This window comes from Rothia sp. 32237D007AR, from assembly GCF_053544675.1.
This window is the reverse complement of the sequence record NZ_JBPPUO010000013.1, coordinates 25,985-52,620: the sequence shown is the minus strand read 5'-3', so window position 1 is coordinate 52,620 and position 26,636 is coordinate 25,985. Positions and strand designations below refer to the sequence as shown.

Here is a 26,636-nt window from a genome sequence, read left to right as displayed (position 1 = left end):
CATATTTTTGCCGCGGGTGGGGCCGTTGTCTAGTTGGTGGGTGTGGGGTGCGTGTCTACTTTTGAATAAGCCTCAATGGCTATGAGTAATCTGAGGATTTTTCATATCTTTCACGATCTCCTCAGCAATGCTCTTGATTTTTGGGGGATTCAGATCAAACTGATCGCACAGAAAATCATCTGATTATTGCGTGGTTCTTATGGCATCACCACCCTACGATTGCTTTTCAACAGGTAGTAAAGCAGACCCAGGTCTCCGAGCTTGAAGCCCGGGAGCTTATGAGTTTCTTATCGGAGTTAAAGCTGCTTGAACCGATATCTCGGTACGAATGGGGCTGGGGCTCGGCTATGAGGGACTATGTTTTTCTGCCTTCTGGCGATGCTGCGCCTGTCAGTATGGAAACTTGGGTGCATGAAAAGGCAGGAAAGGGTGGAATAACTGCGGCTGAGGTCGCCCAAAAATACGGTGTGGAGCGATATGAGGTTACTTTACTCTTGAGGAAGATGCGAGAACAGCACCTGTTGATGATTGATCCATCTGGGTCTCAGAGGGGGCCGAACACACGATGGGTGCTCCTAAAAAATCATCATTCTTAGTCATATGGGAGAAAATCAGAGAAAGATATGCCACCTGAGCAAATTTGCTACTGAACCCGTAGACTGGTGGGGGAATTGGTTTTCAGGAGGAATGGTCTTGGCACAGAAGAGTGAATCACCCCGTGGCGGGTTTAAGGCCCAGGTGCGCGGCCCGCTGCTGATTGCGGCTGTCTTGGCTCTGGTGGCTTTCGTAGGTGTCATGCTTTTTGCAACCGGCGGTACGAAGAACGCCCCCAATATAGTGCTGGCCCTGACTATTGCAGGGACCGTTTTTGTGGCCACTCTGGTTATGTGTGCAACCCTGATTCTGGTGGAGCGCCCTAACGACCCTGACCTGGGTGAGGGCACCGGTATTAACCGGTCGTCCGCCCAACTCTACGCTGAGGCTCGCGCCCGCCGTGAAGCCGAGACCAAACGCCGTGAAGCTGAAGAGAAGAAGCACCAGGCCCAGTCTGCCCATGCAACTGAGGCACAACAGACCAAGAAAGAACCCGGAGCCTAAGGGGTAAGCGTCATGACTAATAACCTGCCTGCCAGCCTGATTCTGAGCGAGACCGCCATTGCGGATCAGATTCAAGAGTACAAGTACCTGCACCAGAACCCTGAGCTTTCCCACCGGGAGTACAAGACTGCAGACTATATTGAGCAGCAGCTAGCTGAGATGCCTTTAGCCCCTGGTGCTGACCGTCAGGTGCACCGTATCGGAGAAACTGGTGTGGTGGGTGTGCTGAGCCGCGGGGAGGGCGCAACTGTGGCCTTCCGTGCAGATATTGACGGTTTGCCCATCACTGAGAAGTCTGGCCGGGACTACGCTTCACAAGCTACCGCCGAGTACGAGGGTGCTACCAGTGGGGTGATGCACGGGTGCGGTCACGATACCCATATTGCTGCCGCTCTGGGCGCTGCCCGTCTCTTTGCCGCATCTGAGGCCTGGGAAGGGCAGCTGGTCTTTATCATGCAGCCTGCTGAAGAGGTAGCAACCGGCGCGGACGCCCTGCTTGAGGCTGGGCTCTGGGAGAAGGTTCCTCACCCGGTGGTGCTCTTTGGTCAGCATGTTTTCCCTTTACCTGCCGGGCATTTTGAGGTGTCGGCCGGGGAGTTTTTGTCGGCTGCTGATTCCTGGGATGTTACTGTGCGCGGGGTGGGCGGGCACGGCTCCCAGCCTGAGGTTACAGTTGACCCTATCGTGCTCGGTGCGGCCATGATTACCCGCCTACAGACGGTGGTTTCTCGTGAAGTTTCTCCGCTTGACTCGGCCGTGGTGTCTGTGGGTGTCTTCCAGGGAGGTTTGAAGAATAACATCATCCCTGATTCAGCACGCTTTACTCTCAATATCCGCACCTTTAGCCCTGAGACTCGGGAGCGGGTGCTCACCGCCGTAGAGCGCATTATTCGCGGTGAGGCTATGACCGCAGGCGCCCCTGAACCTATCATTGAGACGCAGGCGGGCTTCCCCGCCACTATTAACGATGCGGACGCCACCGCCCGGGTGCAGCGAGTGCTGGCAAGTACCTTTGGGGCTGAGAAAATATTTGCTGATGATACTCAGCGGCGTATGGGCAGCGAAGATTTCAGTAAGTTAGCAACGGCCCTGGGCATACCCTACGTTTTCTGGGGTTTTGGTGGCTATGACTACACCCGGATTGATGATCCAGCTTCCCTGCCGGGTAACCATTCCCCCTTCTTTGCGCCCGACCCAGAAATCACCCTGGCATCAGGCACCCACGCGGCGGTAGCCGTCCTGCTCGATGCCCTAGAGCACTATAAGGCCCCTCGTCAGGGTTAGAGAGGCAGTCAGCTTCACCAGACCCTGCCTAACTAGCCCGCCCCTTCCTAACTAGCCCGCCCCTGCCCGGTAGTTAGCCTGCCCCCGGTAATTTAAGGAGACCCACTATGACCCATACACCCGGCACCCAGCCTGACCAGAGCGTCCTGACCGAAAAACGGGGCACCTTGGGGGTTGTGACCCTGAACCGACCCCGGGCAGTTAATGCTCTCAACTACGAGATGACCCAGCTGCTCAACGCAGCCCTGGATAACTTCGAACAGGACCCTGAGATTACTGCGGTGCTCCTGCGCGGGGCAGGGGAGCGGGGCCTATGCGCCGGGGGCGATGTGGTAGCTATCTATAAGGCCACCGCTGATGAGCCGGCCGCGGGTGAAGAATTCTTCGGCGTGGAATACACCATGAATCTGCGGATTTCCCGCTTCCCTAAACCCTATATTTCACTTATGGATGGCCTGGTGTTAGGCGGCGGGGTGGGCGTCTCAGCGCATGGCTCTCACCGTATTGTCACCGAGCGTACCCGCACCGGCATGCCCGAAACCGTCATTGGTTTTTCCCCTGATGTGGGGGGCCTCAACATTCTGGCCCGCGCCCCGCACCAGCTGGGCACCTTCATGGCAGTGACTGGCTTGCATGTTACCGGGGCGGACGCGCTGGCAGTTGGCCTAGCTGACTACTTCGTCCCCTCTGAGAAACTCGATGAGCTAGCTACCGCCCTAGAAAATGTTGAGGGGGCGGACGCCGCCACCGGCATCATTGAGAGCTTCGCAGCTGATGCTGGGCCCTCCCAGCTCCTAGAGAACGCCTCCTGGATTGAGTGCGCTTTCGCCGCTGATTCTGTAGAAGAAATTCTTGGAAGAGTGCAGGCGGTCGCTGAGTCCGGTGGTGAAGGCTCTGACTATGCTGGGATCGTGCTGGCGGCTTTGCAGAAGAACAGCCCAACCGGTATGAAGGTGGCCCTAGAGGCTGTGCGCCGTGCTGCTCAGCAGACCTTAGCTCAGACCCTGAACCAGGATTTTGTGACCTCCTGTAATGCCCTGATTCAGCACGATATGCGTGAGGGTATCCGCGCCCAGGTGGTCGATAAGGACCGCAACCCACAGTGGTCCCCTGCCACCCTGGCGGAGGTCTCCCGCCAGAGCGTTCTGGCTTTCTTTGAACCAACACAGGCAGGGGAGCTAGGGCTGGCCTAGTTCCTGCCTAGCTCAGTTTCTGTCTAGCCCAGTTTCTGCCCCGCCTCGTTCCTGTTAAGGAGAAACACTATGACTACCTACGACAATATTCTGGTTGAAACCCGCGGCAGGGTAGGGCTGATCACCCTCAACCGCCCTCAGGCGCTCAACGCCCTCAATAACGCCACCATGGGCGAGGTCGTTGCCGCCGCAACCGACTTTGACCGTTCGCCCCAGGTAGGGGCTATCGTCCTAACCGGTAGTGAAAAGGCCTTTGCTGCTGGTGCCGATATTAAGGAAATGTCGTCCCAGACCTATGCCAGCATGCACGCCGCCAACTGGTTTGCCCACTGGGATAACCTCACCGGCCTGCGCACCCCCATCGTGGCGGCCGTCAATGGGTATGCTCTAGGCGGCGGGTGCGAGCTGGCCATGATGGCTGACATGCTGGTAGCAGGGCCTTCTACAAAGTTTGGCCAGCCCGAAATTAACCTGGGTGTTATCCCCGGTATGGGTGGCTCCCAGCGCCTGACCCGAGCCGTGGGTAAGGCTAAAGCCATGGACATGTGCCTAACTGGGCGGTTCATGGGGGCTGAAGAGGCTGAGCGGGCCGGTCTGGTCTCTCGCCTGGTAGAGCAGGATGCGGACGTCCTCCCCACCGCCCTAGCCATGGCAGAAACTATTGCCTCCACCTCAAAGTTCGTTGCCCAGATCTGCAAAGAGGCTGTTAATACTGCCTTTGAAACCACCCTGGCCCAGGGCATCGCCTTTGAGCGACGCACCTTCCACGCACTTTTTGCTACGGAGGATCAAAAAGAGGGCATGGCTGCTTTCATTGAGAAACGAGAGGCTAATTTTAAGCACCGTTAAAATCTCATGTGCTCTCCTTTAAAGAGTGAATCGCCCGTGCAGAGGTCTCTGTACGGGCGATTCTTGTATCTTGTGTGGTTTAAGGCTACTGGTCGCAAATATCAATACCGAAGGTGTGCTTAATCTCGGTGCGGATGTTGTGCCATACACGGCGGGTATCGCTAGGGGTGTTGGCCATGGTGCACTTGATGCCGGGGTAATCAGGGTGAGTGATATAGTCGTGGGTCTTTCCTGCGTGGATGTGGAAGCCGAGGCTCTTGAGGCGCTTTTCCATAGATTTCTTATCCTTGGGCAGGCTGATAGGCTTCTTTGCCTTCTGGCCAGACACCTTGATTTTAGGTGTTGCCGGTTCCGGGGGAACGGGGGCTTCCTGGAGGGTATCTAGCTGCTCGGCCTTAGTGAAGATATCCATGATCTGGTTATTGTTGAAGTCGATGCGGCAGAAGAGCTGATCATCTGCTGAATAGAAGCGTGTGATGCGGCCTAGCACCATGTCTTCTTTGAACTTGTGGGTGCTCAGTGCTTCAAGAATGTAATCCTTGGCCAACCCCAGGTGGTCAAGGTTATTAATGGCCTGCCCGGTGAAGGTGAGGCTGTACCAGCTGAGCTGGTCTTCTGCAGTCTCTTGCAGGTATTTTGGCTTGGTGTAGGTCAGCGGAGGGCGCTTGAGATTTTTGAGGTCAGCCGGTGAAGGAACGGCAGGTTTTTCGGTGCTAGCCTCTGCTTCTTTGCTGGGGGTTTCTACGTCTTCTGTGGTGTCTGTTTGTAGTAGCTCCTGAGAATCTTCTACTACAGCAGGCTGGGGGTGGAGGTTTTGTGGGGTACGCCCTGGGCCGTGAAGTTCAGCAGACAGGTTATCGGAGGCCTTGTTGTTGCTGGTTTGTGGGGGGTCTTTTTCAGGGAACCAGGTTTTGAAGATGAGCTGGCTTGCCGCTTTGAGCGTGTGATGTCGTCGCTGGGCGTATTTCTTGAGGGGGTCAAAGAATGACATTTCTTTCTCCTTCTGGAGTTGTGGGTTATTGATGATTGATGGTGGGGTCTTACGTCCGTGTAAGACTGTGTCTGCTGCCACCGATAAATAGGCTATCTACCGTTTATACATGATGGCAATCCGGTGCAAAAAGAAATATATTTAGGGTAAATATCCTAAATTGTGGTGGGCCTGCCAAGAACCCACCACCAACACCCCCCAGCACACAGAAAGACAAAACCCATGGGCAGACCCAAAGGATCCAGCGACCTCCACTTCTGGGAAGAATTCACCCAATGGCTCCACGAAGTAACAGACACCGAAAAATTCAAACTCAAAGGAGCCGCCACCAACTCCCTCAAAACACACAACAACAAGGCAATCGCCCAAGCCATTGAGAACGTCCTGAACACCTACGACCCCGAAACCTACAACGGCAACCAGCCACCCACAGACCGCCCCACCTACATCAAACCCGAACACATCTACGACTGGTTCAACGGGAAAAGAAAACCCCGCCTCCAGCTGCTCCCCATCCTGGCAGAAGCCCTACGCCACGAGAACCAAAACAAAGTCGAAGCTATCTTCCAGCTCTACCAGCGGCTAGGACTACTCGATGAAAACAGCCACCAAACCATCATCGAACTCATGGAAGAAAACGCCCGCCTGAGCGAACGCAAACGTAAAGAACAAAGAGACCTGCGAAACCTCCAGGTGCGCAAATACGCCATCGCAGCAGCCCTAGAACTACAAACCCTCACCGACGCCGTACTACGCAGCCGCACCTACGCCATGACCATCTGGCCAGCCCACGAAGGCCCCATGGAAGAGAACTACCGCATGACGGTCGCCCACCGGCTAGATTTCAAACGCCTTGACCGCCAAGACTTCGCCCCCCGAGAGCTACGCGAACACGAACTCATGGGGCCAGCCCTAGAAAACTCCCGAGCCATAGCATCAGAACGCCGCCCCCGCTGGTACCTGACCATCAAAAACCACGTTAACTATTTCGACCTGCCCTACACCGGCCTCACTCGCATTATTCCTCCCCATAAACTCAAAGAACCACCCTTCCAGCGCATACTCATTTACAGCCTGACCTCTCAAGGCTGGGTCGATGAAATTGGTGACTTTTTAGGCCGACTCCTAGGCCTACCTTTTACCTCCACCCGCTATCAAACCTATCTTCAAGAAAAAGAACAAACATCAGGAAACCGCATGGACTATATGCGCCGCTACCTGCAAGATAAAGCCCGTAAAAATCGCGATAAAAACACCTCAAACGCCCCACAAAAAGGAAAAATTGTTAGCTACTACGGCGACCTCGACCCAGAGATGGAAGAGCACGTCAGAGAACAATTCGACATGGTGATATGGATGGACGAAGACGACAACATCATGCACCATATCGCCCTCAAAAAACGCGATGATTCACACGACCCCCAAGAAGCCCACAAAGAACAGATCACAACCAAAGGGCAGCGCCTTAAAGAAAAACTCATCGCCAGCAGAAACCGCTATAAAGCCGACACCACCCTCCTCAATAAAAACACCCACCCCATGCCAGTAGAAATACTGCCCAGATATCACAAAAATAAACACGGAGAAGCAGTAGCAAATGTTACCGCCCGCTGGGAACGCGTTTTTAAAACAGTATTTGAAATTACCAGAATCCTCGAAGGCAATAACTACGGTGCTCTCTGTAACCCCTTTATCCGAGCCACCAAAACCATGCCCGCAGAAGAACAAAACACCAGAATCTTCGCCCTCTGGTTAGCTGAACAAATCATCACTGAGGTCACCGACCCCAGCACCAACCTCACACAAGACCAACGCAAAGAAGAACAACGACAACTCAACAACATCCTCTCCCAGCTCTGCACCACAGACATCACAGACTGGTTCAGCACCGACCCCCAGGCCAGAGAAAAGGCCCTCACGGCCCTGCGCTCCCAAGCAGATGCCATCTTCAAAGCAGACCCCTAAACCAGCCCCCTCACCCGTCCGCCCACCCCCAAAAAAACGCAGGCCGCAAGCGACACAAGGGGCTAACCCCTGCTGCCGCTTACGGCCTGCCAGGCTTCACAGCAATCTACCTAAGAGGCAAACTACTCCACCAGGGCCTTACTTAACCCCTTTAATCTCTGACTCAGTAACCCACTTGTGGTTCTTCATGGTCATACCCCCAGCGGTGAAATCAACCATGTACACAGTCTCATCGGTGGAGGACTCTACCGTGCCCTCCGCACCCTTCATACCGTCCATGTGCTCAGCCTCAATCGTCACCGGCGCACCGTCAGCAAGGCGCTCGCTACCGGCGTCCGCCAGTTCTTCCTGCACTACCCACTTGTGGTCAGTGACAGCCTCAGAGCCATCGGTGGGGGTGTAGTTCACCGAGTAAGTGTAGGTCTGGTAGGCACCCACCACGGTAGCGGTGGCTCCTTCCATGCCGCTCATGTGGTCAGCGTCAAGAATAACCTCGGTACCGACCGGGTAGGTGGGATTAGCTGCCTCGACCATGCCAGCGGGGGCAGCCCCACCATCAGCCGGGTGGTGGGCGTGATCTGCGTGCGCCGCAGCAGAAGAAACCGCAGTTTCTGCTTCTTCCTTCAGGTTTGACTGGTCTGCACCGCACGCTGATAGGCCTAGTAGGGCCAGGGTAGTAAGCGCCAGGGCGCGGGTGGGAAAGGTGTTCATTATTGCCTCCTTGAGAGGGGTAGGGGGTGGGTTTTATTTTCTTCAAAGGGGCCCACCATATAAGCGGCCCCCTAGGGTGAAGTTGTAGGGGCTTAGGTGAAGCGCAGGAGTCGGGTGGAATTGAGCACCACGAAAACTGAGCTAAGAGCCATGGCAGCTGCTGCAATCATAGGGTTGAGCAGGCCTGCCGCTGCCACCGGGATAGCAACAGTGTTATACGCAAAAGCCCAGAAGAGGTTGCTCTTAATAAGACGCAGGGTAGCCCGGGAGAGCCGAATTGCTGTGGGCAAGGAGCCCAGGTCACTGCGCACAATGGTCATATCGGCAGCTTCCATAGCCACATCGGTGCCTGAGCCCATAGCAACCCCCACATCGGCCTTAGCTAGGGCGGCGGCGTCATTCACTCCGTCACCCACCATGGCCACTCCGGCCCCGCCCTCTTGCAGGTCGGTGATGGTCGCTAGCTTCTCATCGGGGCTCACGCCTGCATAGACCTTCTCCGGGTCGATGCCCACCTGGGCTGCTACAGCTCGGGCAACCGGCTCAGCGTCCCCGGTCAATAGCACGGGGGTTAGGCCTAGGGACCGTAACTGGGCCAGGGCCTCAGACGCGCCACGCTTAGGTGTATCTTGTAGGGCCAGTAAGCCCGCAGGCTGCCCATCAAGGGCAAGGACGACGGTAGTGCGCCCCGCTTCTTGACCGGCGCGTAGGGCGCGAGCCTGGGCATCATCGAGTGGGATACCTTCGGCGGCAAGGAAGCTGGGCTGGCCTACCAGCACCGTAACCTCCTGGCTCTCACCTGTAGCGTCCTCTTCTCGGAGGGTTGCTCGCACCCCACCGCCGGGGGCGGACTCGAAATCGGTGACCTCCGGCAGGGTCTTTGCCTGCTGGGTCGCTTGCTCTTGTGCCGCCTGGCTAATGGCACGCGCAATGGGGTGCTCAGAGCGGGACTCTGCCGCCCCGGCTAAGGCCAAGAGTCGGTTAGTGTCTTGGTGTTCGACGTCGGTAAAGGGGGTGACCTCAGCCAGGGTGAGGGCCCCGGTGGTGACGGTGCCGGTCTTATCGAGCACCACGGTGGTCAGGTGTTTGGTGGATTCAAGCACCTGGGCTGAGCGAATCAGAATACCTAGCTGGGAGCCGCGTGAGGTGCCCGCCAGCAGGGCGGTGGGGGTAGCTAACCCCAGGGCACAGGGGCAGGCGATGACCAGCACTGAAACAGCGGCGGTGAAGGCGGCATTGAGGTCCCCGCTAACCAGTAGCCAGCCTGCCAGGGTGGCTAAGGCCAGGCAGATAACAATAGGAACAAAGACGGACGATACCCGGTCAGCTAGGCGGGCAATAGGGGCCTTGGTGGACTGGGCCTCAGCAACGGTACGGCTCATCTGAGCCAGCACCGTATCAGAACCCACCCGGGTTGCCTTCACCGTCAAGGAGCCGGAGGTGTTGACGGTCGCCCCCACTACGGCGTCCCCAACCCCCACCTCAACCGGCACGGACTCACCGGTGAGCAGGGAGGCGTCCACGGCCGAGCGTCCCTCAACGACCTGGCCGTCTACCGCAATTTTCTCGCCGGGCCGCACCAGGAAAAGGTCGCCAGGTAGCAGGTCTTTGACAGGAATCTGCACCTCGCGCCCACCGTGAAGAACCGTGGCAGATTTAGCCCCCAGATTCAGCAGGGCCCGTAGGGCCTGGGAGGAGCGTCGGGCGGTGCGGTGCTCAATCTGCCGGCCTGCCAGCAAGAAGAGGGTAATCATCGCGGCCGCATCGAAGTAGAGCATGTGGTCCATGCCGTGCCCACCGGCGGACGCCCCGTGCCCGGCATGGGCGGTCATGGCCGGGTCTATAGCCAACTGCCAGAGCGAAAAAGCGTAGGAGGCAATCACGCCCAAGGAGATGAGGGTGTCCATGGTGAAAGAGCCGTGCCTGAGGTTAATCCAGGCCGGGCGGTGGAAGGGCATGGCCGCCCAGGTCGCTACCGGCAGGGTCAGGGCGGCTACCACCCAGCCCCAGTGAGGGAACTGGAAGGTGGCAAACATAGACATGAGAAAGACCGGCAGGGTAAAAATGAGTGCCACCCACAGGCGGGGGGTGAGCGATTCCTGCTCGGTCTCATCGTCTTGGGTGGTGGCGTTCTGTTTGAGGCTGGCCGTGTACCCGGCTTTCTCGATAGTTTCGATGAGCTGCTGGTCGGTGATAGAGGCAGGTGCCACCACGCGGGCGGTTTCTAGCGGTAGGTTGACTGAGGGCTCTACCCCGATTTTTTTGAGTTTGCGTTCCACACGCCCCACGCAGGACGCGCAGGTCATGCCCCCTACCTTGAGGTTAACGATGCGGGTGTCACCGGTGAACATCTCAGCTGTGGGTTGGCTAGGCATGACTCCTTCTTTCACTTAGTTTGTAGTGTTTGGTGCCTGGCGGGGCGGACGCGTGTCCGCCCCCTGTATCGGTGATTAGCTGACGGGGGTGAACCCGGCTTCTTCGATGGCAGCTGAGACGGCGGCGCTGTCTAGGTCGCCGGTGTGGTTGATGGTGACGGTGGATTCGCCGCCTTTGACCACGTCGATTTCTACGCCGGTGACGTTCTCAATTTCTTCGATTTCTTCGCGTACGCTCATGGCGCAGTGGTTGCAGGTTAGGCCGGTTGCTTTGACGATGGTTGCGGACATGGGTTTTCTCCTTGGGAGTAAGGGGCGCGGACGCCCGTGGTTGGGGTATGGAGGCTAGCTTTTGAGGAGTCTGGTGATAGCTGCCATGGCTTCGCTGATTTTGTCATCGAGTGGGGCGGTGTCGCCGGTGGCTTCAGACTGGGCTGCGGCGTCAACGACGCAGTGGCGCACGTGGTCTTCCAGAAGCTGAACGGAGAGGCTGTGGAGGGCCTTGTTGATGGCGGCGACTTGGGTGAGGATGTCGATGCAGTAGACGTCCTCATCGACCATGCGGGCGATACCGCGTACCTGCCCTTCGATGCGGCGCAAACGTTTGAGGTAGGCCTCTTTGTTGGCGGTGTAGCCGTGGAGGTGCCCGTGCTCGTGGAGGGTGCATCCTGGTGTGCTCATATTTTTAACATATACCCCCTGGGGGTATATCTACAAGGGGTGCTTCATTGAAGGTAACGGAAACTTTCATTAGGTAGCGAAAAAGAAGGTAGCTATGAAAAATTCCCTTACTTTCAGCGTCCCCGGCTGATAGTAAGTGCCCTGTTAGACTGGGGGCTATGGCTTCTTTCATCGAGGACTACGCCCTCCTCTCAGACATGAACACCGGCGCCCTAGTCTCCCGCGCCGGTTCCATTGACTGGTTCTGCGCCCCACGCTTCGACTCCCGCGCAGTATTCACCGCCCTCCTTGGCGAACGAGAGCACGGACGCTGGCTCCTAGCCCCCCTCGAATCGGTCAACCCGGCCCCGCTAGAAGAAATCCGCACCGAGCGCTCCTACCGCGAAAACACTTTCATCCTGCAAACCGTCTGGTTCGTGGGGGAGGCCTCTGTTCGCGTCACCGAGTTCATGCCCCTTTCTGGCGGCACCACCATCGTCCGTAACGTGGAGGGCCTAACCGGCGAGGTCACCATGCACCACGAACTTGCCCTGCGCTTTGACTACGGTAAAACCATCCCCTGGGTCACCCACTACGAAGGGGTAGACGCCACCGGCGCCCCCGACCCCACCGCAGACATGCTAGTAGGCATGGCCGGGCCCCACGCCCTAGTCTTCCGGGGCGACTCCCTGCCCGAAGGAGACCCCGAATCTAAAGCCGAAACCTTCACCGTCTCAGCAGGTCAAAGCTACACGTTCACCCTCTCCTATTTCGCCTCTAACCATAACCCCCCTGCCCCAGTGGACTACCCCACCACCCTGACCTACACCCAGGAACAGTGGCAAGAATGGTCAGACCTTTACGACCCCCAAGACCCTCTCAACACCACTGACCACGAGAACGACAACGAGGACGCCATCCCCGCCCACCTGCCCCCTGAAGGGCAGGTGCCCACCGGCGTCCGCGCAGCTGAACAGGCAGCGGCTGAACAGACAGCAGAGGAACCTCTCTTTGCCATGCGCAAGGTGAGTGAGGCAGAAGAGACGAAAACCTCCTCCATCCTGCTAGAAACCGGGTCTAACACCGCCACCCCCGAGGTCGATGAAGCCACCTACCATGAGCTAGCCCAGACCGCTGCCAGCCAGGTGGTTACCCCCACCGCCCAAAACCAACGGGAAGAAGCCAACGCCCGCTACCGCGAAGCCCGCCTACGGTCCCTACTGGTACTACGCGCCCTCATTTCCCGTGAAACCGGTGCCCTGGTCGCCTCCGCCACCACCTCCCTGCCCGAGGTCATCGGGGGCAAACGTAACTACGACTTCCGCTTCACCTGGCTACGCGACGTCGCCATGGCCATGGATGTGACCCTCACCCACGGGCACGAACGAGAAACCGCCCAGCTACGCAACTGGATCCTGCGGGCCCTAGCTAATAACCCGCGCCGCATCCACGCCGTCTACGGGCTAGCCGGTGAAAAAGACGACATCGAGCGCCGCCTAGCCCTACCGGGCTACGAAGGCTCTCAGCCAGTCAGAAGCGGTAACGGATCAGGTGACCAGTTCCAAGGGGACGCCCTGGGGCAAGTACTGGTCACCTTCGCCAACCTGCGTGAGGCAGGCGTGGCAGAAGACCACCTTTCCTGGCCGATCCAGAAGGCCCTGCTCAATGCTGCCACCGAGCGTATCGGCGATACGGACCGCTCCATGTGGGAAACCTTCGGCGACCCGGCAGTCTACACACACTCCCAGGCCATGCTCTGGGCGGCCTTTGACGCCGGGGTTTCAGCTGTACGCGACTTCGGGCTAGAGGGGGACGCCACCACCTGGGAGCACTGCCGCGACGCCGTTGCCGACGACATTTTGAGCCAAGGCTTCAACACTGACCTGGGCTGCTTCGTCTCAACCTACGGCGGCACCGCCGTGGACGCCTCCTTGCTGCAGCTACCCCAGATTGGGCTTGTAGACTGGGATGACCCCCGCATGCTGGCCACCGTGGAACGTATTGAGGCCACCATCAGCCACCCATCGGGCATGATTTACCGCTACGACAACTCCGACTCCCAAGACGGCTTTGAGGGGCAAGATAACCCCCACTTCATCTCTTCCCTCTGGCTAGCTGAGCAGTACATCCGCTCAGGTAGGGAGGCGGACGGCCGGACCCTACTCGACACCGTCCTCACCTGCGCTAACGACCTGGGACTCATGAGCTCAGAATACGACTTCGACCAGCAGCGCCTGACCGGCAACTTCCCCCAGGCCCTAGCCCACATCTGCCTGATTCGGGCCGTGGAAGCCCTGGGGATTTAGTGCGACGCCTCAGCCTGCCTGCCCCAGCGGGCAGCCTTAGCCGCGCACACCATGAGCTGAACCTGATGAAAGACCATCAGCGGCAGAATCAGGGCACCAACCGCCCCACCCCCAAAAATCACCGCAGCCATCGGCAGGCCCGTCGCCAGCGACTTCTTCGAGCCGCAGAACTGAAGAGCAACCCGATCCCCATCATCAAAACCCAGCTTCTTGGCCATAGCCCCACTGAACCAGAGCAAAAACTCCACCAGGGCAACCGAGAGAAGAACCAGAAACAGAATCTGCCAGGGGCTGATACGAGTCCAGATACCCTGCACAATACCCTCTGAGAAAGCCGCATAAACAACCAGGGCAATAGAAAGCCGATCAACATACCTGGTCAGGCTCTTCCTCGCCAGCTCACCCACCCAGCGGCGCACAAACTGCCCCAACACAAAAGGCAGAAGCAACTGCACCGCAATATCACCAAAAACTGCCCCTGAGACAGTCAAATGATCACTACGCATCAGCAGCATAACCAGAAGGGGAGTAGCAATCACACCCACAATATTTGAGGCGCTGGCTGAGACAATCGCCCCCGCCACATTACCCCGAGCGATAGACGTAAAAGCTACCGAAGACTGCACCGTAGAGGGCACCAGCGTCATAAAGAGCAGCCCCAGGTAAAGCTCCTGACCGATAAGCCCCTGCAGAGGGTAGAGAGCCAACCCTAGCAGGGGGAAAACCAGGTAGGTAAACCCCAAAATAGTGCTGTGCAGCCGCCAGTTCTTCACGCCCTGCACAGCATCGTGGGTTGAGAGCCTGGCCCCGTAGAGGAAGAAGAGCAGACCGATAGCGATTTTGGTAGCTACACTCAACCCTCCTGCGAAGTCCCCCCGCGCCGGGGCAATAATTGCCAGGGCGACGGCGAGCAGAATCAGGGCAATGAGTGGGTCTGGGCGCCAGAGGCGCAATCTTTGGGATAGGGCCATTTAGCCCACTTTACTCCTGGGCGGACGCCGGGCGCTCGCCTGCCTGAGATTGGGTATCTGGGGTGTTGCTGGCGTCCGTACCGTGCTGGGAGGGTGCGGGGGCGGCAGGGGGTGCCTGCGGGGTCGGTGCACCGAAGTTGTTCCAGGAGGTGCGCTGGCGGTACTGCGGGGGCATCCAGCCGGTGTAGAGCATGTCATCTACAGTGCGGTCGCGGTACTGGGCTGGGGGCCGGTAGGTGGTGTTGACTGAGCCCCAGTGCTGGTTTTCGGCACGTTCGGGGTAGGTGGCCAGGTGGTCGGTGGCCTGTAGGGGGTCTGCCCAGGCTTCGGCGGGTTCTGCTGCCGGGATCATGGAGAGCGGGTAGGGCGGGTTGGTCTTGGGTCGCCAGACCAGGTGGCCTGGTTCGGTGCGGTCACGCAGGGCGTGGGCGCGCCAGGTAACTGGCGGGTGGGTGGTGGTGAGGTTGGCGAACCATGTGAAGAAGCCTCGCTCGTAGACGGCGCGGTTGGCTAGTTCGTGGAAGTTCACGTCATTCATCAGGTACTTACCGGCAGCGAGTACGGTGGTGGTGGTTTCGGCGCCGTCGGGGGCGTAGCGGTAGCCGAAGTTGTCGGCGGTGTATTCCTGGGTTCGGGAGAGCAGCTTGCCGAGAATCGGAATCTGTATGAAGAAGCTGGTGAAGACCAGGCGGAAGTAACTGGCATGACCGGCGGCGATGTGCCCGACTTCGTGGCCGATGATGAAGCGCAGGGCTTCGGGGTTGCGGGCTGCTCCACCGATTTCGAAGAGGTCGGAGTAGACGGCGATGAAGCGGCGGTGCCCGTGACCTGAGGCGAAGGCGTTGATTTGGCCGTTGCCCAGTACGACGTAGGCGTCGGGTACACGGCGTAGGCCGGCGGCTCGGGCGGCTTCTACGACCATCTGGTAGGCCTCGGGGAACTGGGTGGGGGTGATGCGTACCCCACTCAGGCGTAGCCCACCGTACATGAGGCCTCGGAGGAAGAAGATGCCCAAGGGGAGGTAAATAGCGATAGCTACTAGCTGCCCTAGCAGGTTGCTGAGCTGGTAGTTGGCGAAGTCATCATTGAGTAGGGCACTGAAGAGTGAGTAGAGCAGGTAGATGCCACCACCGACATACATCACGATGGTCAGCGCGTAGGCTGCGATGACCAGTGGTAGCTCAGCCGGGTGGCGGATGGCGTTGGCGAACTTGAAGGGCAGCAGGGATTGGAAGCCGAAGAGCTTTGGTGCAGGCAGGGGCGAGGTGGGCCGCTGGCGGGTGTCTTCGGGTAGCCAGCCGCCGCTGAGGTCGTTAGGTAGGGGGCTGGTCAGTCCCTGTTCTTGGCCGTGGGCGGACGCCTGCTGGCCAGGCTGCTGGGGGTAGGGTGGGGTGGCACCGGGGCGGTTATCACTCATATATGTTCCTGCTGGTTAGGCGGTGTGTTCTTATTCCACAGTAGCAAGAAATGGTCTGGGGCTGGTGGGTCTTATGGCCATGGCATAAACGAAATGCGGGGTTTCCGCCGAAGGAGCAGTGAGAGAACTGCACTTCGAAGGAAACCCCGCATTGAGCGGAGAGTAGCTAGAACTTAGGCAACCAGTTCTGCGGTAGCCTCAGCGATAGCCTTTTCTTCGTTGGTGGGAACAACCAGAACGGGGAAGGCTGACTCTTCGGTGGAGATCAGGCGGGGCTCGTCGCCGCGTACCTTGTTAGCTTCTGCATCGATGGTCAGGCCCAGGGCGCTCAGACGGTCGATGGTCAGCTGACGGAATACGGGTGAGTTCTCGCCGATACCTGCGGTGAAGATCAGGGCCTTAGCGCCGCCGACTGCTACGTGGTAGCCACCGATGTACTTAGCCAGGCGGTAGGAGGCCATGTCCAGTGCCAGCTGGGCGCGCTTGTCGCCGTTTTCTGCGCCGCTTTCAACTTCGCGCATGTCGCTGCTGCCAGCAATAGCGAGCAGACCTGATTCCTTGTTGAGGATGCGGTCCATCTCTTCGGGGGAGATGTTGCCACGCTGCATGACGTTGGTCAGGACGGAGGGGTCGATGTCGCCGGAGCGGGTACCCATGACCAGGCCAGCGAGGGGGGTGTAGCCCATGGAGGTGTCCAGGCACTTGCCACCTTCAACAGCGGTGACGGAGGCGCCGTTACCCAGGTGGGCGATAACACCGTTGAATTCTGAGCGGTCCATACCCAGGAATTCTGCGGCAACACCGGTGACGTAGTCGTGGCTGGTGCCGTGGAAGCCGTAGCGGCGGACGCTGTACTTCTCAACCAGTTCTTCGGGAACTGCGTAGCGGTAAACGTGCTCGGGCATGGTGCCGTGGAATGCGGTGTCGAAGACAGCAACCATGGGTACGCCGGGGTAGGTTTCCTGTGCAGCCTTCAGACCCAGTACGTGGGCGGGGTTGTGCAGGGGTGCCAGGGGTGAGAGTTCGTCAATCTTAGCGATAACGTCATCGGTGATGAGGACGGGCTCTGAGAAGACGTCGCCACCCTGAACGATACGGTGACCGATAGCGTCGATGGTCTTGCCGTGCAGGGGTTCTACCAGGGCCTTGGCCATGATGTCCAGGGCTTCGGTGTGGGTGGGGATCTCAGCGGAGCCGATGTTCTCGACCAGGCCCTTAGCGACGACCTGGTTCTCTTCGCCGGTAGCGGAGGTGTCGCGCACCTGGTACTTCACAGATGAGGAACCGCAGTTAATAACGAGTACGAGCATGTAAATGTTTTCCTTTGATTTTTAGAGGGTCTGGGCCTGGATTGCGGTGATCGCTACGGTGTTGATGATGTCATCAACGGTAGCGCCGCGGGACAGGTCGTTGACGGGCTTGCGCAGGCCCTGAAGGACGGGGCCAACTGCTACAGCACCGGAGGTCTGCTGAACAGCCTTGTAGGTGTTGTTACCGGTGTTCAGGTCGGGGAAGATGAAGACGGTTGCCTGACCTGCAACCTCTGAGCCGGGTAGCTTGGAGGATGCGATGGACATGTTGGAGGCCGCGTCGAACTGGATGGGGCCTTCAAAAGCGAAGTCGGGGTTGGATTCGCGCAGCTTCTCGGTAGCTTCGATGACCTGCTCAACGTCCGCACCGGAGCCGGAGGAACCGGTGGAGTAGGAGAGCATAGCGACCTTGGGTTCAACACCAAACTGGCGGGCAGTTTCAGCAGATGCCTTAGCGATATCTGCAAGCTGCTCGGGGTTGGGGTTGGGGTTCACGGCGCAGTCACCGAAGACCAGTACGCGGTCTTCCATGAGCATGAGGAAGACGGAAGAAACAACCTTGACGCCTTCACGGGTCTTGATGAATTCCAGGGAAGGACGGATGGTGTTAGCGGTGGTGTTCACAGCGCCGGAAACCATACCATCGACGATGCCCTTGTAGACCAGCATGGTGCCGAAGTAGGAGGGGTCCATCATGCGGTTCTGGGCAGCTTCCAGGGTGATGCCCTTGTGAGCGCGCAGTTCGGCGTAGGTTGCGGCGAAGTCTTCGGCGTATTCGTTGTTCTCCAGGTCGATGATGGTGACGCCGCGCTTACCGTCTGCTGCAACGGGCAGGTCGATGGACTCGCGCTGGCAGATTTCTGCAATCTTTTCGGGGTTACCGATTAGAACCAGGTCGCAGAAGTCACGGCGCACGATGATGGAAGCTGCGCGCAGGATACGGGGGTCGTAGCCTTCAGGCAGGACGATGGAGCGGCGGTTGCTGCGAGCCTTTTCAATCAGGTTGTGCAGGAAGCGCAGCGGAGTCATGGTGGCAGGACGCTCGAGTTCCAGACGCTCGAAGAGCTCGTTTTCGTCGACGTTGCGTGACCATTCGCCCAGGGCGGTTGCAATCTTGCGGGGCTGGCCCAGGGCTAGCTGGCCGCGGACGCGTGAAACAGCGCGACCTGACTTGAAGGTGTCAAGCTGGGTGGAGAAAACAGGGAAGGGTGCTTTCTCAACGAGCTGGCCGATGGCGGTGTCGCCCTTAAGGTCGCTGGCCAGGCCACCGGTCAGGAGCATACCTGAGGGGGCGGGGAAGTTCGGTGCCAGGGCAGAGGCCAGGGTGGCGACCATGATGTCTGAGCGGTCACCGGGGACGATGACGAAGTCACCGTCAGCGAACTGGGTGAGGAAGTTGGAGACGGTCATAGCCGCGATCTTGATGTCGTGAATATCGCGGTCCAGGAAGTCCTGGTCCATGCCGTCACGGTCGAGGTTGAGGTCGTTGACAACTTCAGCAACGGTCGGCAGAGCGATTTCGGGTAGCTCGGGCAGAACGTAGACGGGACGGTTGGAGGGGCTGCGCTTGACGCTCTGCAGAATCTCTTCGCGCTCTTCGGGGTTGGCGCGGTTAATCATGACGGCAAGGACGTCAACCTTGGCTGACTGAAGCTCGGTGCGGGCTACATCAACAGCGTTGACAGCATCTGCAACGGAGGAGTCCTGGGCGCCAATGACAGCGATGACGGGGGTGCCAAGGTCCTTAGCGAACTGGGCGTTGAGGTCGAATTCAACGGTTGCTGCGTTGTGGGCGACCAGGTCGGTGCCATCAACAACGATGACGTCGCACTCTTCAGCCATCTGGGCGTAGGTGGAGACGGCGATGGAAGACATTTCTTCGTGGTTGCCTGAGGCGAGAAGTTCACGGCAACGGCTCAGGGAGACACCACCGCGGGCCTGCTTCTCGGTGAGCTCGTACTTGGAGCGGACAAGGCTGATCAGAGGATCGTTAGCTTCAGTTTCACCATTGAAGACGGGGCGGAAGAAGCCTACACGGTCGGTTTTCTTGACGAGGGAATCAATGAGGCCGATGGCGATGAGGGACTTGCCTGAGCCCTGGTTCATCGCGGAAATGTACATGCCGTTGATCATCTGGGTCTACATCCTTTTGGCTGTGTTTATGGGTTACGGCGGCCCTAGAGCTACCGTAGGTTTACTTCTGAGTTTATTCGTTCGCCTGGGTTTAGGGGCGGTGCGCCGTGTATTTGTGTGCTATCTCATGAGAAGGACGTTTGTTGACAGCCTGTGACCGTAACAAGCGACCTCAAATTGCTAGGGTAAAAGAAGAAATAATCGACCTGAAAGAAGCCTTTCTTATGTCTATGAAAATGACACGCCGCACCCTCGTTAGCCTCCTGCCTGTGGCAGGTCTCGTAGCTTGTGGCACCTCAAAGGAAAATACTGGCGACGCTTCAGCTACTGCCAGCGCTCCCACTACCACCAGCCCTGCTGCTACCGGCGTCCGCACCGATGAGGGCTACCAGCTCAACTCTGTCACAGAGGGCGCCCCCACCGTCACCCTCTACACCGACTTGATGTGCCCCTACTGCGCCAAAGCTGACCCTACCTACCGTGAAGCTGCCTCCAAGCTCGATGGAATCATGAATGTAACAGTGCGTCACTTCCCCTTGCCGAAGCACGCCAACGCTGTGCCCGCAGCCCAGGCTGTGCAGGCTGCTGAAGCCCAGGGCGCCTACGTGCAGATGGCAGAGCACCTCTACACCCACCAGGAAGACTGGAAAGCCATCACTGACACCGACCAGTTCAACACCCTCATGGGCGATTACGCTCAGCAGCTGGGCCTAGACCGCACCCGTTTTGAGCAGGATCTGCCCAACGAAGAATCCCTGACCCTAATTAAGCAGGAATACCAGGAGGGCGTTGACGCCGGCGTTAAGGGCACCCCCAGCTTCGTTATCAACGGCACCGCCCTTGATAACGTCGATTCGGCAACTAGCGTCTCTGACATGGTGGCAGCCTTCAAGAAGGCTGCTGGCCTCTAAAACCCTTGGAAGGGGCGGGCACCTGGTCACAGCCGGGCCCGCCCCTTTAGAGTTAAAAATATGAAGATAGCTTTAGCCCAGATGCTCAGCACCAAAGACGTTGCTCACAACATTGAGATCATCCGTGAGTACACTGCCCTGGCAGCCCAGCGCGGTGCCCGCCTGGTAGTCTTCCCGGAAGCTGCCATGCTCAGCTTCGGCGGGCAGCTCTATGACGATGCGGCCCAGCATGAGCTGACCTTCCGCACCGCCCTAGCTAATATCGCTCGCGAAAACTATGTGACCGTGGTGGCGGGCGGGTTCGCCCCAGTGCAGCTATCTGATGAGTGGAACCTGCGGGTCTATAACAATCTCTACTGCCTAGACCAGAATGGGGTTGAGACGGTCTACACCAAGGTGCACCTCTACGATGCCTTCGGTTTTAAAGAATCTGAGGCGGTGAAGGCTGGCCAGCAGCTGATGACCATCACTGTGGACGGCACCACCATCGGCCTGGCCACCTGCTACGACGTGCGCTTCCCCAAGCTTTTTGCTGACTATTCTCGGGCTGGGGCTAAGGCTACGATTGTGGCCGCTTCGTGGGCTGGGGGAGAGGGCAAGGTAAACCAGTGGCAGATTCTCACCAGTGCCCGCGCCCTGGACTCCAACATGTTTGTGCTGGCCGTTGATCAGGCCTCCCCTGCGAGTGCTGACCCGCGGGCAGATATCACCCAGCCAACCGGTGTGGGCTACTCCCGGGTCGTTTCCCCCTTCGGTGTGACCTTAGCTGAGGCCGGTGAGAAGCCTGAGATTCTAGTGGTTGATCTTGACCTGGCTCAGGTCGATGATGCTCGCGCCAAGCTGCCGGTGCTGAGCAACGCCAGGCTGGGGTACTAGCGGTAAGGCGCTAGGCTAGAGAGCATGTCACGCACCATTCAGCTTTCTTTTTCTGGCCTCAGCGCTTCGGTTGCCCCCGATGGGTTCTCTAAGACCGGCCGTATTCTTGAAATTGGTGGGGCCGAGCAGTCCCACGTGGATTTAGCCCACCCCGACTTCATTTTCTACGAGTACCTTCGCCGTATCGGCAACCTGGTCGATCTTCAGGGCGAGGCAGGTAAGCCTCTGACCGCCGCTCACCTGGGTGCGGGCGCACTGACCCTGGTGCGCTATATTCAAGCCACTCGCCCCGGCTCAGCCCAGGTGGCTGTTGATATTGAGCGGGAACTGCCCGGTTTTGTGATGGAGCAGCTGCCCCTACCTGCTGGCACTAACTGTAAGGTGCTCATTGAGGACGCCGCCGCGGCAGCCCCCCGACTGAAAGAGGAGCTGGGTGCCCCTGCTGGCCTTGACCTGGTGGTCCTGGATATTTTTTCGGGCTGGGAGGCCCCAGCCCACCTGACTACCGCTGAGTTCTACACCGACCTGCGTAACTGCCTGGCCCCAGCCACCGGCGGTAGGGCGGGCGGGCTGCTTGCCGTCAATGTGGGTGATGACGCCGGGCTGAGCTTCTTCGTAGCCCAGGCCCGCACCCTCCTTGAGGTTTTTGAGCATGTTTGGTGTCTGGCGGATACCACCATGCTCAGCGGGCGCCATGCGGGCAACCTGATTCTGGTGGGCTCGCAGACGGCCCTGACGCAGGACGCTGCTACCTGCCTGGTTGCAGCGGGCCCGCACCCGGCGTCCGCTCTGGGCACCGATGAGCTAGTGGAGCTGCTTGACCAACTGGCTTAGGGCTAGCTGTCGGGTGATGCTACTTATTGTAGGAGCAGGTTTGTTCCTGGCAGGGTGAGGGTTGAAAGAACCTGCCACGCCCAGGGCATACACGATAGAAAGTAGACTGTGTTTAAGACGGTTTGTCGGTAAACTAGATGCATGTTCAACTTCAACGCATCAAGCGCCTTTGACGCTAACGGTCAGCCCAAGCCCGCGGTCACCCGCACTGTAGACACCGTGCTGAAGATTCAGCGCCCCCTGATTGTTTCCATGCTCAAAAAGATGCGTGAGAAGCACCCCCACGAAACCCCCGACCAAATCGCTCGCCGCCTTGAAAAGACCTACCTACGCGATGTGACAGTCGGCGGTGGAGCCGTGGGTGCAACCGCTTTCGTACCCGGCCTGGGTACCGCAGCGTCCGTCGGCCTCTCTGTTCTGGCAGTCGGCGGCTACCTCGAACGTACCGCCATCTTCGCCCAGGCCATGGCCGAACTGCACGGCGTGCACATAGAAGACCCCGACAAGGCCCGCCTGATGGTCATGGCCATCATGCTCGGTGAAGACGGCTCCGTGCTCATGAACTCTATCCTGGCCCACACCGGTAAGACCGGTGGTGTCTCCCGCAAGTGGGGCATGATGATGGGCTCTAAGGACTCAGGCAAGATTTTCAGTATTGAGCGCACCCTCCGCAACATGTTCATTAAGCGCTTTCTCACCCGCCAGTCCGGTGCCCTACTGGGCCGCGCCCTACCCTTCGGCGTGGGTGCGGTCGTCGGTGGCGGCGCCAACCTGGCCCTGGGCAAGAACGTGGTCAAGTCTGTAGAGCAGACCTTCGGCGCCTTGCCCCCTGTGTTCCCTGATGAGCTCAACCTGGACCGTGCCCCCAAGTTCCAAGGCGGTAGCGGCGCAGATAGCTCTGAAAGTGCGCAGGGCGAACCCGCCCAGCTTGAACAATAAGACAGAGAAATAAAGCAGGACTGACATGGGCTTTAACGACAACCTGAATAATAACTATTCGCAGCGCGGCTCATCAGGCGGCAACGACCGAGGCAGCGGTGGCGGTGGCGGGGGCATGAACCCGCTCATGATGATGCTAATGAGCAGCGTAGGCCGCAAGTTCGGCATCCCCGGTGTGCTGGTTGTCGCCGCCATCTTCTTCTTTGCCTCAGGTGGCTTAGGGGGCCTGACCGGCGGTGGAAACTCTAACTCCATGTACGGCAATGACGCCCAACAGAAGCAGGTCACCGGTGCCGGGAACTTTGAGCACTGCCAGACCTATGAGGACGCCAACCGCTACGACGACTGCCGTATTCTAGCGACCGGCGTGAGCCTGGGTATGGTGTGGGAAGAAAAACTCCCTGCCGAGGCAGGTATCTCCTACACGGCACCTGATCTGGTGCTGGGGGAGGGGCACATCTCCACAGGGTGCGGTACCGCCAATATCTCGCAGACCGGCCCCTTCTACTGCCCGGCTGACCAGACAGTGTACATGTCGGTTCCCTTCTTCGACCAGCTCAAAGCGATGGGCGGTTCCAATGGTGATTTCGCGGTCATGTACGTGACGGCCCACGAATTCGCCCACCATATCCAGCAGACCATGGGCACCCTAAAATACTCTGACTACCAGGACCCAGGCGCTGATTCTGGTGCTGTGCAGGTTGAGGTTCAGGCTGACTGCTACGCCGGTGTGTGGGCTTCTCAGGCTGATAAGGGCGAGAACGCCCTGCTTAATCCGCTGACTCAGAACCAGATTCAGCAGGCCATTGATACTGCCCGCGCCATTGGTGATGATGCAATTCAGCGTTCATCTGGCCAGCAGGTCAACCCTGATTTGTGGACTCATGGCTCCTCAGAACAGCGCGTCTACTGGTTCACCAGGGGCTACACCGAGGGCACCATGGCTGCCTGCAACCAGCCCTTTAACTCCTAGTCAGAGCTTTTAGCTAGGAGCAGTAGGGACCAGATTCCTCCCCATGTACTTCATGCCCACAGGGCATAGGGGAGGAATCTGGTCCCTCCTTCTTTTAACCCTTAAAACGAGAGTGGGCGCGGACGAAGGCACGGGCAGCTAGGCGGGCACCCTTAGCGCTTGCCCCGTCGGCTGCCGCCAGCTCTGCTTGGGTACTGGGCCGCACCTGGGTTTCGGTCACTACCGGGGCAGGCTCTTCAAGGGCGGACGCTGCCACCGGCTCAGGTGCCTCAATCTGAGAGGGTTCAACAGGTGCAGGCTCTTCCACCTGGGAGGGCTCAACAGGTTCCGGTGCCTCAAGGGCGCTGACCTCTTCAGCAGAGAGTTCTAGCAGGTCAGCATCATCATCCCAGGGTTCTGCCGGGGCAGCGCCCTCCTGGCTGGTGGCACTGTCTGCTGTGCTGGCGTCCTTACTTTCCTCTAAGACTGCGAGAGTGCTCTGAGATAAAAGGCTTGGGGCGGCCCCCAGGTTCTGCTCTACCTGGGCGATAATCTGTTGAGCAAAATCCCGGCGCATCTTCTGACTAGCAAAAACAGCGCCCCCTGCTTTGACCAGCTGTTCGCCGGCTTTGACCAGTAGCAGGGTTTGCGGGTTGCGCAGGCCGATGGCGGCTACGGCTCCTAGAATGTTCATCTGCTGCCCCTGGCGCACTCCGGTGTTGGGAATATTTTCGACCTGGGTGAGTAGCTCGTTGACGTCCTGACCCAAAACGGCCGCTGCTGCCTCGTCGTTGCTCTCAACCTGTAGGCCGTAGAGCAGGGCCATACCGTGCAGATAGGTTTTGATGGCCTGAGCGCTACCCACATGGGCGGTAGTTGTAATGCCGTGATGGGCGGCCCGGCTGTAGCTGGCCATGCCCTGCTGGACCGCCCCTAGATGGGCGGCTGCCTGGGTGAGCCCGGCAATGCGGCGGTTGCGGGTGACGCTACCGAGGACGTTGGGTGTTAGCTCTTGCGCCCCGGCCTGGGCTGAGCCGACCAGGGTGAAGTCGCGCACGAAGATTCCGCCCAGGCTTTCTGCCAGTTCTGCTGGGGTAGCGTGGGGGTGGCGGGCGCGGAGCTTGCGCAGGCGACGCAGGGCCAGCGGGGTTTGTTCGGGCGAGCTGTCTGCGGGGAGGGGGTTCTCGGTCATACCATCTATCCTAAAAGTGAAAACCTCTCGGGGCAGCAGAAAACCCCGCCAGATATGACGGGGTTTCCTTACGTAATCTGTTTGAGCCAGTTTTTAGCGGGTGGCGTGCTCTAGCAGTGAGGGGGCCAGGCCGATGTAGGTTGCCGGGGTGAGCTCTGAAAGTCGAGATTCGGCGTCCTTGCTCAGGCCAAGTTCGGCGACGAATTCCTTGAGGCGGGCAGCGTCGACGCGGTGGCCGCGGGTCAGCTCCTTGAGACGCTCATAGGGGTCTTCCATGCCGGGGGTGCCTGCGATAGCTTCGGCGCGCATGACCATCTGGATGGCTTCAGCTAGAACTTCCCAGTTCTCATCAAGGTCAGCGGCAATGACGTCGCTGGCGATGTCCAGGCGCTCTAGGCCCTTGACCACGTTGGAGATAGCCAAAATGGAGTGGCCGAAGGCGACACCAATATTGCGCTGGGAAGATGAATCGGTCAGATCGCGCTGCCAGCGGGACTGGATGAGGGTGGCGCCCAGGGTGTTGAGCAGGGCGTTGGAGATTTCGAGGTTGGCCTCAGCGTTCTCAAAACGGATGGGGTTGACCTTATGGGGCATGGTGGAGGAGCCGGTGGCACCTGCAACAGGAATCTGGCGGAAGAACCGGATGGAAATGTAGCTCCACACATCGGTGCAGAGGTTGTGCAGCACCTGGTTGAAGTGGGCGATGGAGGAGTAAAGCTCAGCCTGCCAGTCGTGGTTTTCGATCTGGGTGGTCAGGGGGTTCCAGTCTAGGCCCAGGCCGGTGACGAACTCTTCTGAAATTTTCTGCCAGTTGGCGGTCGGAACAGAGACCACGTGGGCGGAGTAGGTGCCGGTTGCACCGTTGATTTTGCCCAGGAACTCAGCCTGTTCAACGTGCTTAATCTGGCGGTTCAATCGGTAGGCGAAGACAGCTAGCTCTTTACCCAGGGTTGAGGGGGTGGCGGGCTGGCCGTGGGTGCGAGAGAGCATGGGCACCTCGCGGGCCTCTTCGGCTAGCTTCATGATCTGCTCGACCAGGCCACGGGCGGCAGGCAGCCAGACGTTGGTGACGGCGTCCTTAATACCTAGGGCGTAGGAGAGGTTGTTGATGTCTTCACTGGTGCAACCAAAGTGGACCAGGGGCTTGAGCTTCTCTAGGCCCAGGGGCTCGAGACGGCGGGCGATGAAGTATTCTACGGCCTTCACATCGTGGACGGTGACGGCTTCGATTTCTGCCAGTTCAGCGGCAGATTCTTCGGTGAAATCGGTGACGATGGCGCGCAGACCGGCACGCTGATCGTCAGTGAGGGGTTCGAGGCCAGGCAGTACCTGGTGGTCGCAGAGGTAGATGAACCATTCAACTTCAACGTGGATGCGGTCGCGGTTGAGGGCGGCCTCTGAGAGGTAGTCGACGAGGGGTTCGGTGGCGGCCTTGTAACGTCCGTCGAGGGCGCCAAGGGCCAGGCCTGCGCCGGTGAGGGAGTGACGGCCAGAGGGCAAAGTGGTGGAGTTTTCACGATGAGACATGACACTAGTTTCTCACGGCGAGGCGGACGGTGCACGTTTTGCGGGGTATGAGATGGGCTTTTATGGCAGCAGGTGGCCACCGTCAAGGGCTGTGGACTGCCTACGTCATCTTTGCGTCATAGCTGCACCGTTTGTGCGGTGG

22 protein-coding genes are annotated in these 26,636 nt (G+C 58.8%); 11 read left to right on the top strand and 11 right to left on the bottom strand.

Annotated features, from left to right (window positions below; genetic code table 11):
- Positions 1–693 precede the first annotated feature (693 nt).
- The 4 genes from ACED87_RS08435 (at position 694) to ACED87_RS08420 (ending at position 4,424) form a co-directional block, all read left to right on the top strand.
- Complete coding sequence (locus tag ACED87_RS08435; RefSeq protein WP_449089921.1) at positions 694–1,098, top strand: hypothetical protein; 405 nt, start codon at positions 694–696, stop codon at positions 1,096–1,098.
- A gap of 12 nt (positions 1,099–1,110) precedes the next feature.
- Positions 1,111–2,382, top strand: coding sequence for an amidohydrolase (locus ACED87_RS08430; RefSeq protein WP_449089920.1), 1,272 nt, complete (start codon positions 1,111–1,113; stop codon positions 2,380–2,382).
- Between the two features lie 107 nt (positions 2,383–2,489).
- On the top strand, positions 2,490–3,575 hold the full coding sequence (locus ACED87_RS08425) for an enoyl-CoA hydratase/isomerase family protein (protein WP_449089919.1): 1,086 nt from the start codon (positions 2,490–2,492) through the stop codon (positions 3,573–3,575).
- A 69-nt stretch (positions 3,576–3,644) separates the two neighbouring features.
- Entirely contained in the window at positions 3,645–4,424 is a 780-nt protein-coding gene (locus ACED87_RS08420) for an enoyl-CoA hydratase (RefSeq protein ID WP_449089918.1), read from the top strand.
- Between the two features lie 85 nt (positions 4,425–4,509).
- On the opposite strand, the gene ACED87_RS08415 is transcribed toward ACED87_RS08420, so the two are convergent.
- Complete coding sequence (locus tag ACED87_RS08415; protein ID WP_449089916.1) at positions 4,510–5,415, bottom strand: hypothetical protein; 906 nt, start codon at positions 5,413–5,415, stop codon at positions 4,510–4,512.
- A gap of 222 nt (positions 5,416–5,637) precedes the next feature.
- On the opposite strand from ACED87_RS08415, the gene ACED87_RS08410 reads away from it, so the two are divergent.
- Complete coding sequence (locus tag ACED87_RS08410; protein WP_449089914.1) at positions 5,638–7,380, top strand: hypothetical protein; 1,743 nt, start codon at positions 5,638–5,640, stop codon at positions 7,378–7,380.
- Between the two features lie 138 nt (positions 7,381–7,518).
- On the opposite strand, the gene ACED87_RS08405 is transcribed toward ACED87_RS08410, so the two are convergent.
- The 4 genes from ACED87_RS08405 to ACED87_RS08390 all read right to left on the bottom strand — a co-directional run bounded on the left by ACED87_RS08405 (position 7,519) and on the right by ACED87_RS08390 (position 11,147).
- Positions 7,519–8,091, bottom strand: coding sequence for a YdhK family protein (locus tag ACED87_RS08405; RefSeq protein ID WP_449089913.1), 573 nt, complete (start codon positions 8,089–8,091; stop codon positions 7,519–7,521).
- A gap of 92 nt (positions 8,092–8,183) precedes the next feature.
- Positions 8,184–10,466 carry a heavy metal translocating P-type ATPase gene (locus ACED87_RS08400; protein WP_449089912.1) on the bottom strand — a complete coding sequence of 761 codons (2,283 nt, stop codon included), beginning with the start codon at positions 10,464–10,466 and terminating at the stop codon, positions 8,184–8,186.
- A 75-nt stretch (positions 10,467–10,541) separates the two neighbouring features.
- The gene (locus ACED87_RS08395) at positions 10,542–10,757 is read right to left on the bottom strand and encodes a heavy-metal-associated domain-containing protein (RefSeq protein WP_449081446.1); all 216 of its coding nucleotides are present in this window, start codon (positions 10,755–10,757) and stop codon (positions 10,542–10,544) included.
- A gap of 54 nt (positions 10,758–10,811) precedes the next feature.
- A complete protein-coding gene (locus ACED87_RS08390) occupies positions 10,812–11,147 on the bottom strand; it encodes a metal-sensitive transcriptional regulator (protein WP_449081444.1) in 336 nt (111 codons plus the stop codon).
- Positions 11,148–11,305: 158 nt separating this feature from the next.
- On the opposite strand from ACED87_RS08390, the gene ACED87_RS08385 reads away from it, so the two are divergent.
- Positions 11,306–13,432, top strand: coding sequence for a glycoside hydrolase family 15 protein (locus ACED87_RS08385; RefSeq protein WP_449089911.1), 2,127 nt, complete (start codon positions 11,306–11,308; stop codon positions 13,430–13,432).
- On the opposite strand, the gene ACED87_RS08380 is transcribed toward ACED87_RS08385, so the two are convergent.
- From ACED87_RS08380 to pta, 4 genes are all read right to left on the bottom strand, one after another.
- Positions 13,429–14,403: a bile acid:sodium symporter family protein gene (locus tag ACED87_RS08380; RefSeq protein WP_449089909.1), complete on the bottom strand. Its 975-nt coding sequence runs from the start codon at positions 14,401–14,403 to the stop codon at positions 13,429–13,431. The genes ACED87_RS08385 and ACED87_RS08380 overlap by 4 nt on opposite strands.
- A 10-nt stretch (positions 14,404–14,413) precedes the next feature.
- Entirely contained in the window at positions 14,414–15,820 is a 1,407-nt protein-coding gene (locus ACED87_RS08375; protein WP_449089908.1) for a M48 family metallopeptidase, read from the bottom strand.
- 173 nt (positions 15,821–15,993) lie between these two features.
- Entirely contained in the window at positions 15,994–17,130 is a 1,137-nt protein-coding gene (locus tag ACED87_RS08370; RefSeq protein ID WP_449081436.1) for an acetate/propionate family kinase, read from the bottom strand.
- 21 nt (positions 17,131–17,151) lie between these two features.
- Positions 17,152–19,263 (bottom strand): phosphate acetyltransferase, encoded by a 2,112-nt coding sequence (gene pta / locus ACED87_RS08365; RefSeq protein WP_449089907.1) that lies wholly within the window; start codon positions 19,261–19,263, stop codon positions 17,152–17,154.
- 224 nt (positions 19,264–19,487) lie between these two features.
- On the opposite strand from pta, the gene ACED87_RS08360 reads away from it, so the two are divergent.
- The 5 genes from ACED87_RS08360 (at position 19,488) to ypfJ (ending at position 23,796) form a co-directional block, all read left to right on the top strand.
- Positions 19,488–20,174 (top strand): DsbA family protein, encoded by a 687-nt coding sequence (locus tag ACED87_RS08360; RefSeq protein ID WP_449089906.1) that lies wholly within the window; start codon positions 19,488–19,490, stop codon positions 20,172–20,174.
- 60 nt (positions 20,175–20,234) lie between these two features.
- The gene (locus ACED87_RS08355; protein ID WP_449081430.1) at positions 20,235–21,050 is read left to right on the top strand and encodes a carbon-nitrogen hydrolase family protein; all 816 of its coding nucleotides are present in this window, start codon (positions 20,235–20,237) and stop codon (positions 21,048–21,050) included.
- A 24-nt stretch (positions 21,051–21,074) separates the two neighbouring features.
- Positions 21,075–21,884, top strand: a complete 810-nt coding sequence (locus ACED87_RS08350; RefSeq protein ID WP_449089905.1) for a spermidine synthase — start codon at positions 21,075–21,077, stop codon at positions 21,882–21,884.
- 141 nt (positions 21,885–22,025) lie between these two features.
- Positions 22,026–22,823 (top strand): di- and tripeptidase, encoded by a 798-nt coding sequence (locus ACED87_RS08345; protein ID WP_449089904.1) that lies wholly within the window; start codon positions 22,026–22,028, stop codon positions 22,821–22,823.
- Positions 22,824–22,848: 25 nt separating this feature from the next.
- Positions 22,849–23,796: a KPN_02809 family neutral zinc metallopeptidase gene (ypfJ, locus tag ACED87_RS08340; protein WP_449089903.1), complete on the top strand. Its 948-nt coding sequence runs from the start codon at positions 22,849–22,851 to the stop codon at positions 23,794–23,796.
- Between the two features lie 94 nt (positions 23,797–23,890).
- On the opposite strand, the gene ACED87_RS08335 is transcribed toward ypfJ, so the two are convergent.
- Complete coding sequence (locus ACED87_RS08335; protein WP_449089902.1) at positions 23,891–24,967, bottom strand: hypothetical protein; 1,077 nt, start codon at positions 24,965–24,967, stop codon at positions 23,891–23,893.
- 93 nt (positions 24,968–25,060) lie between these two features.
- The gene (gene purB / locus ACED87_RS08330; protein WP_449089901.1) at positions 25,061–26,494 is read right to left on the bottom strand and encodes an adenylosuccinate lyase; all 1,434 of its coding nucleotides are present in this window, start codon (positions 26,492–26,494) and stop codon (positions 25,061–25,063) included.
- Positions 26,495–26,636: the final 142 nt, after the last annotated feature.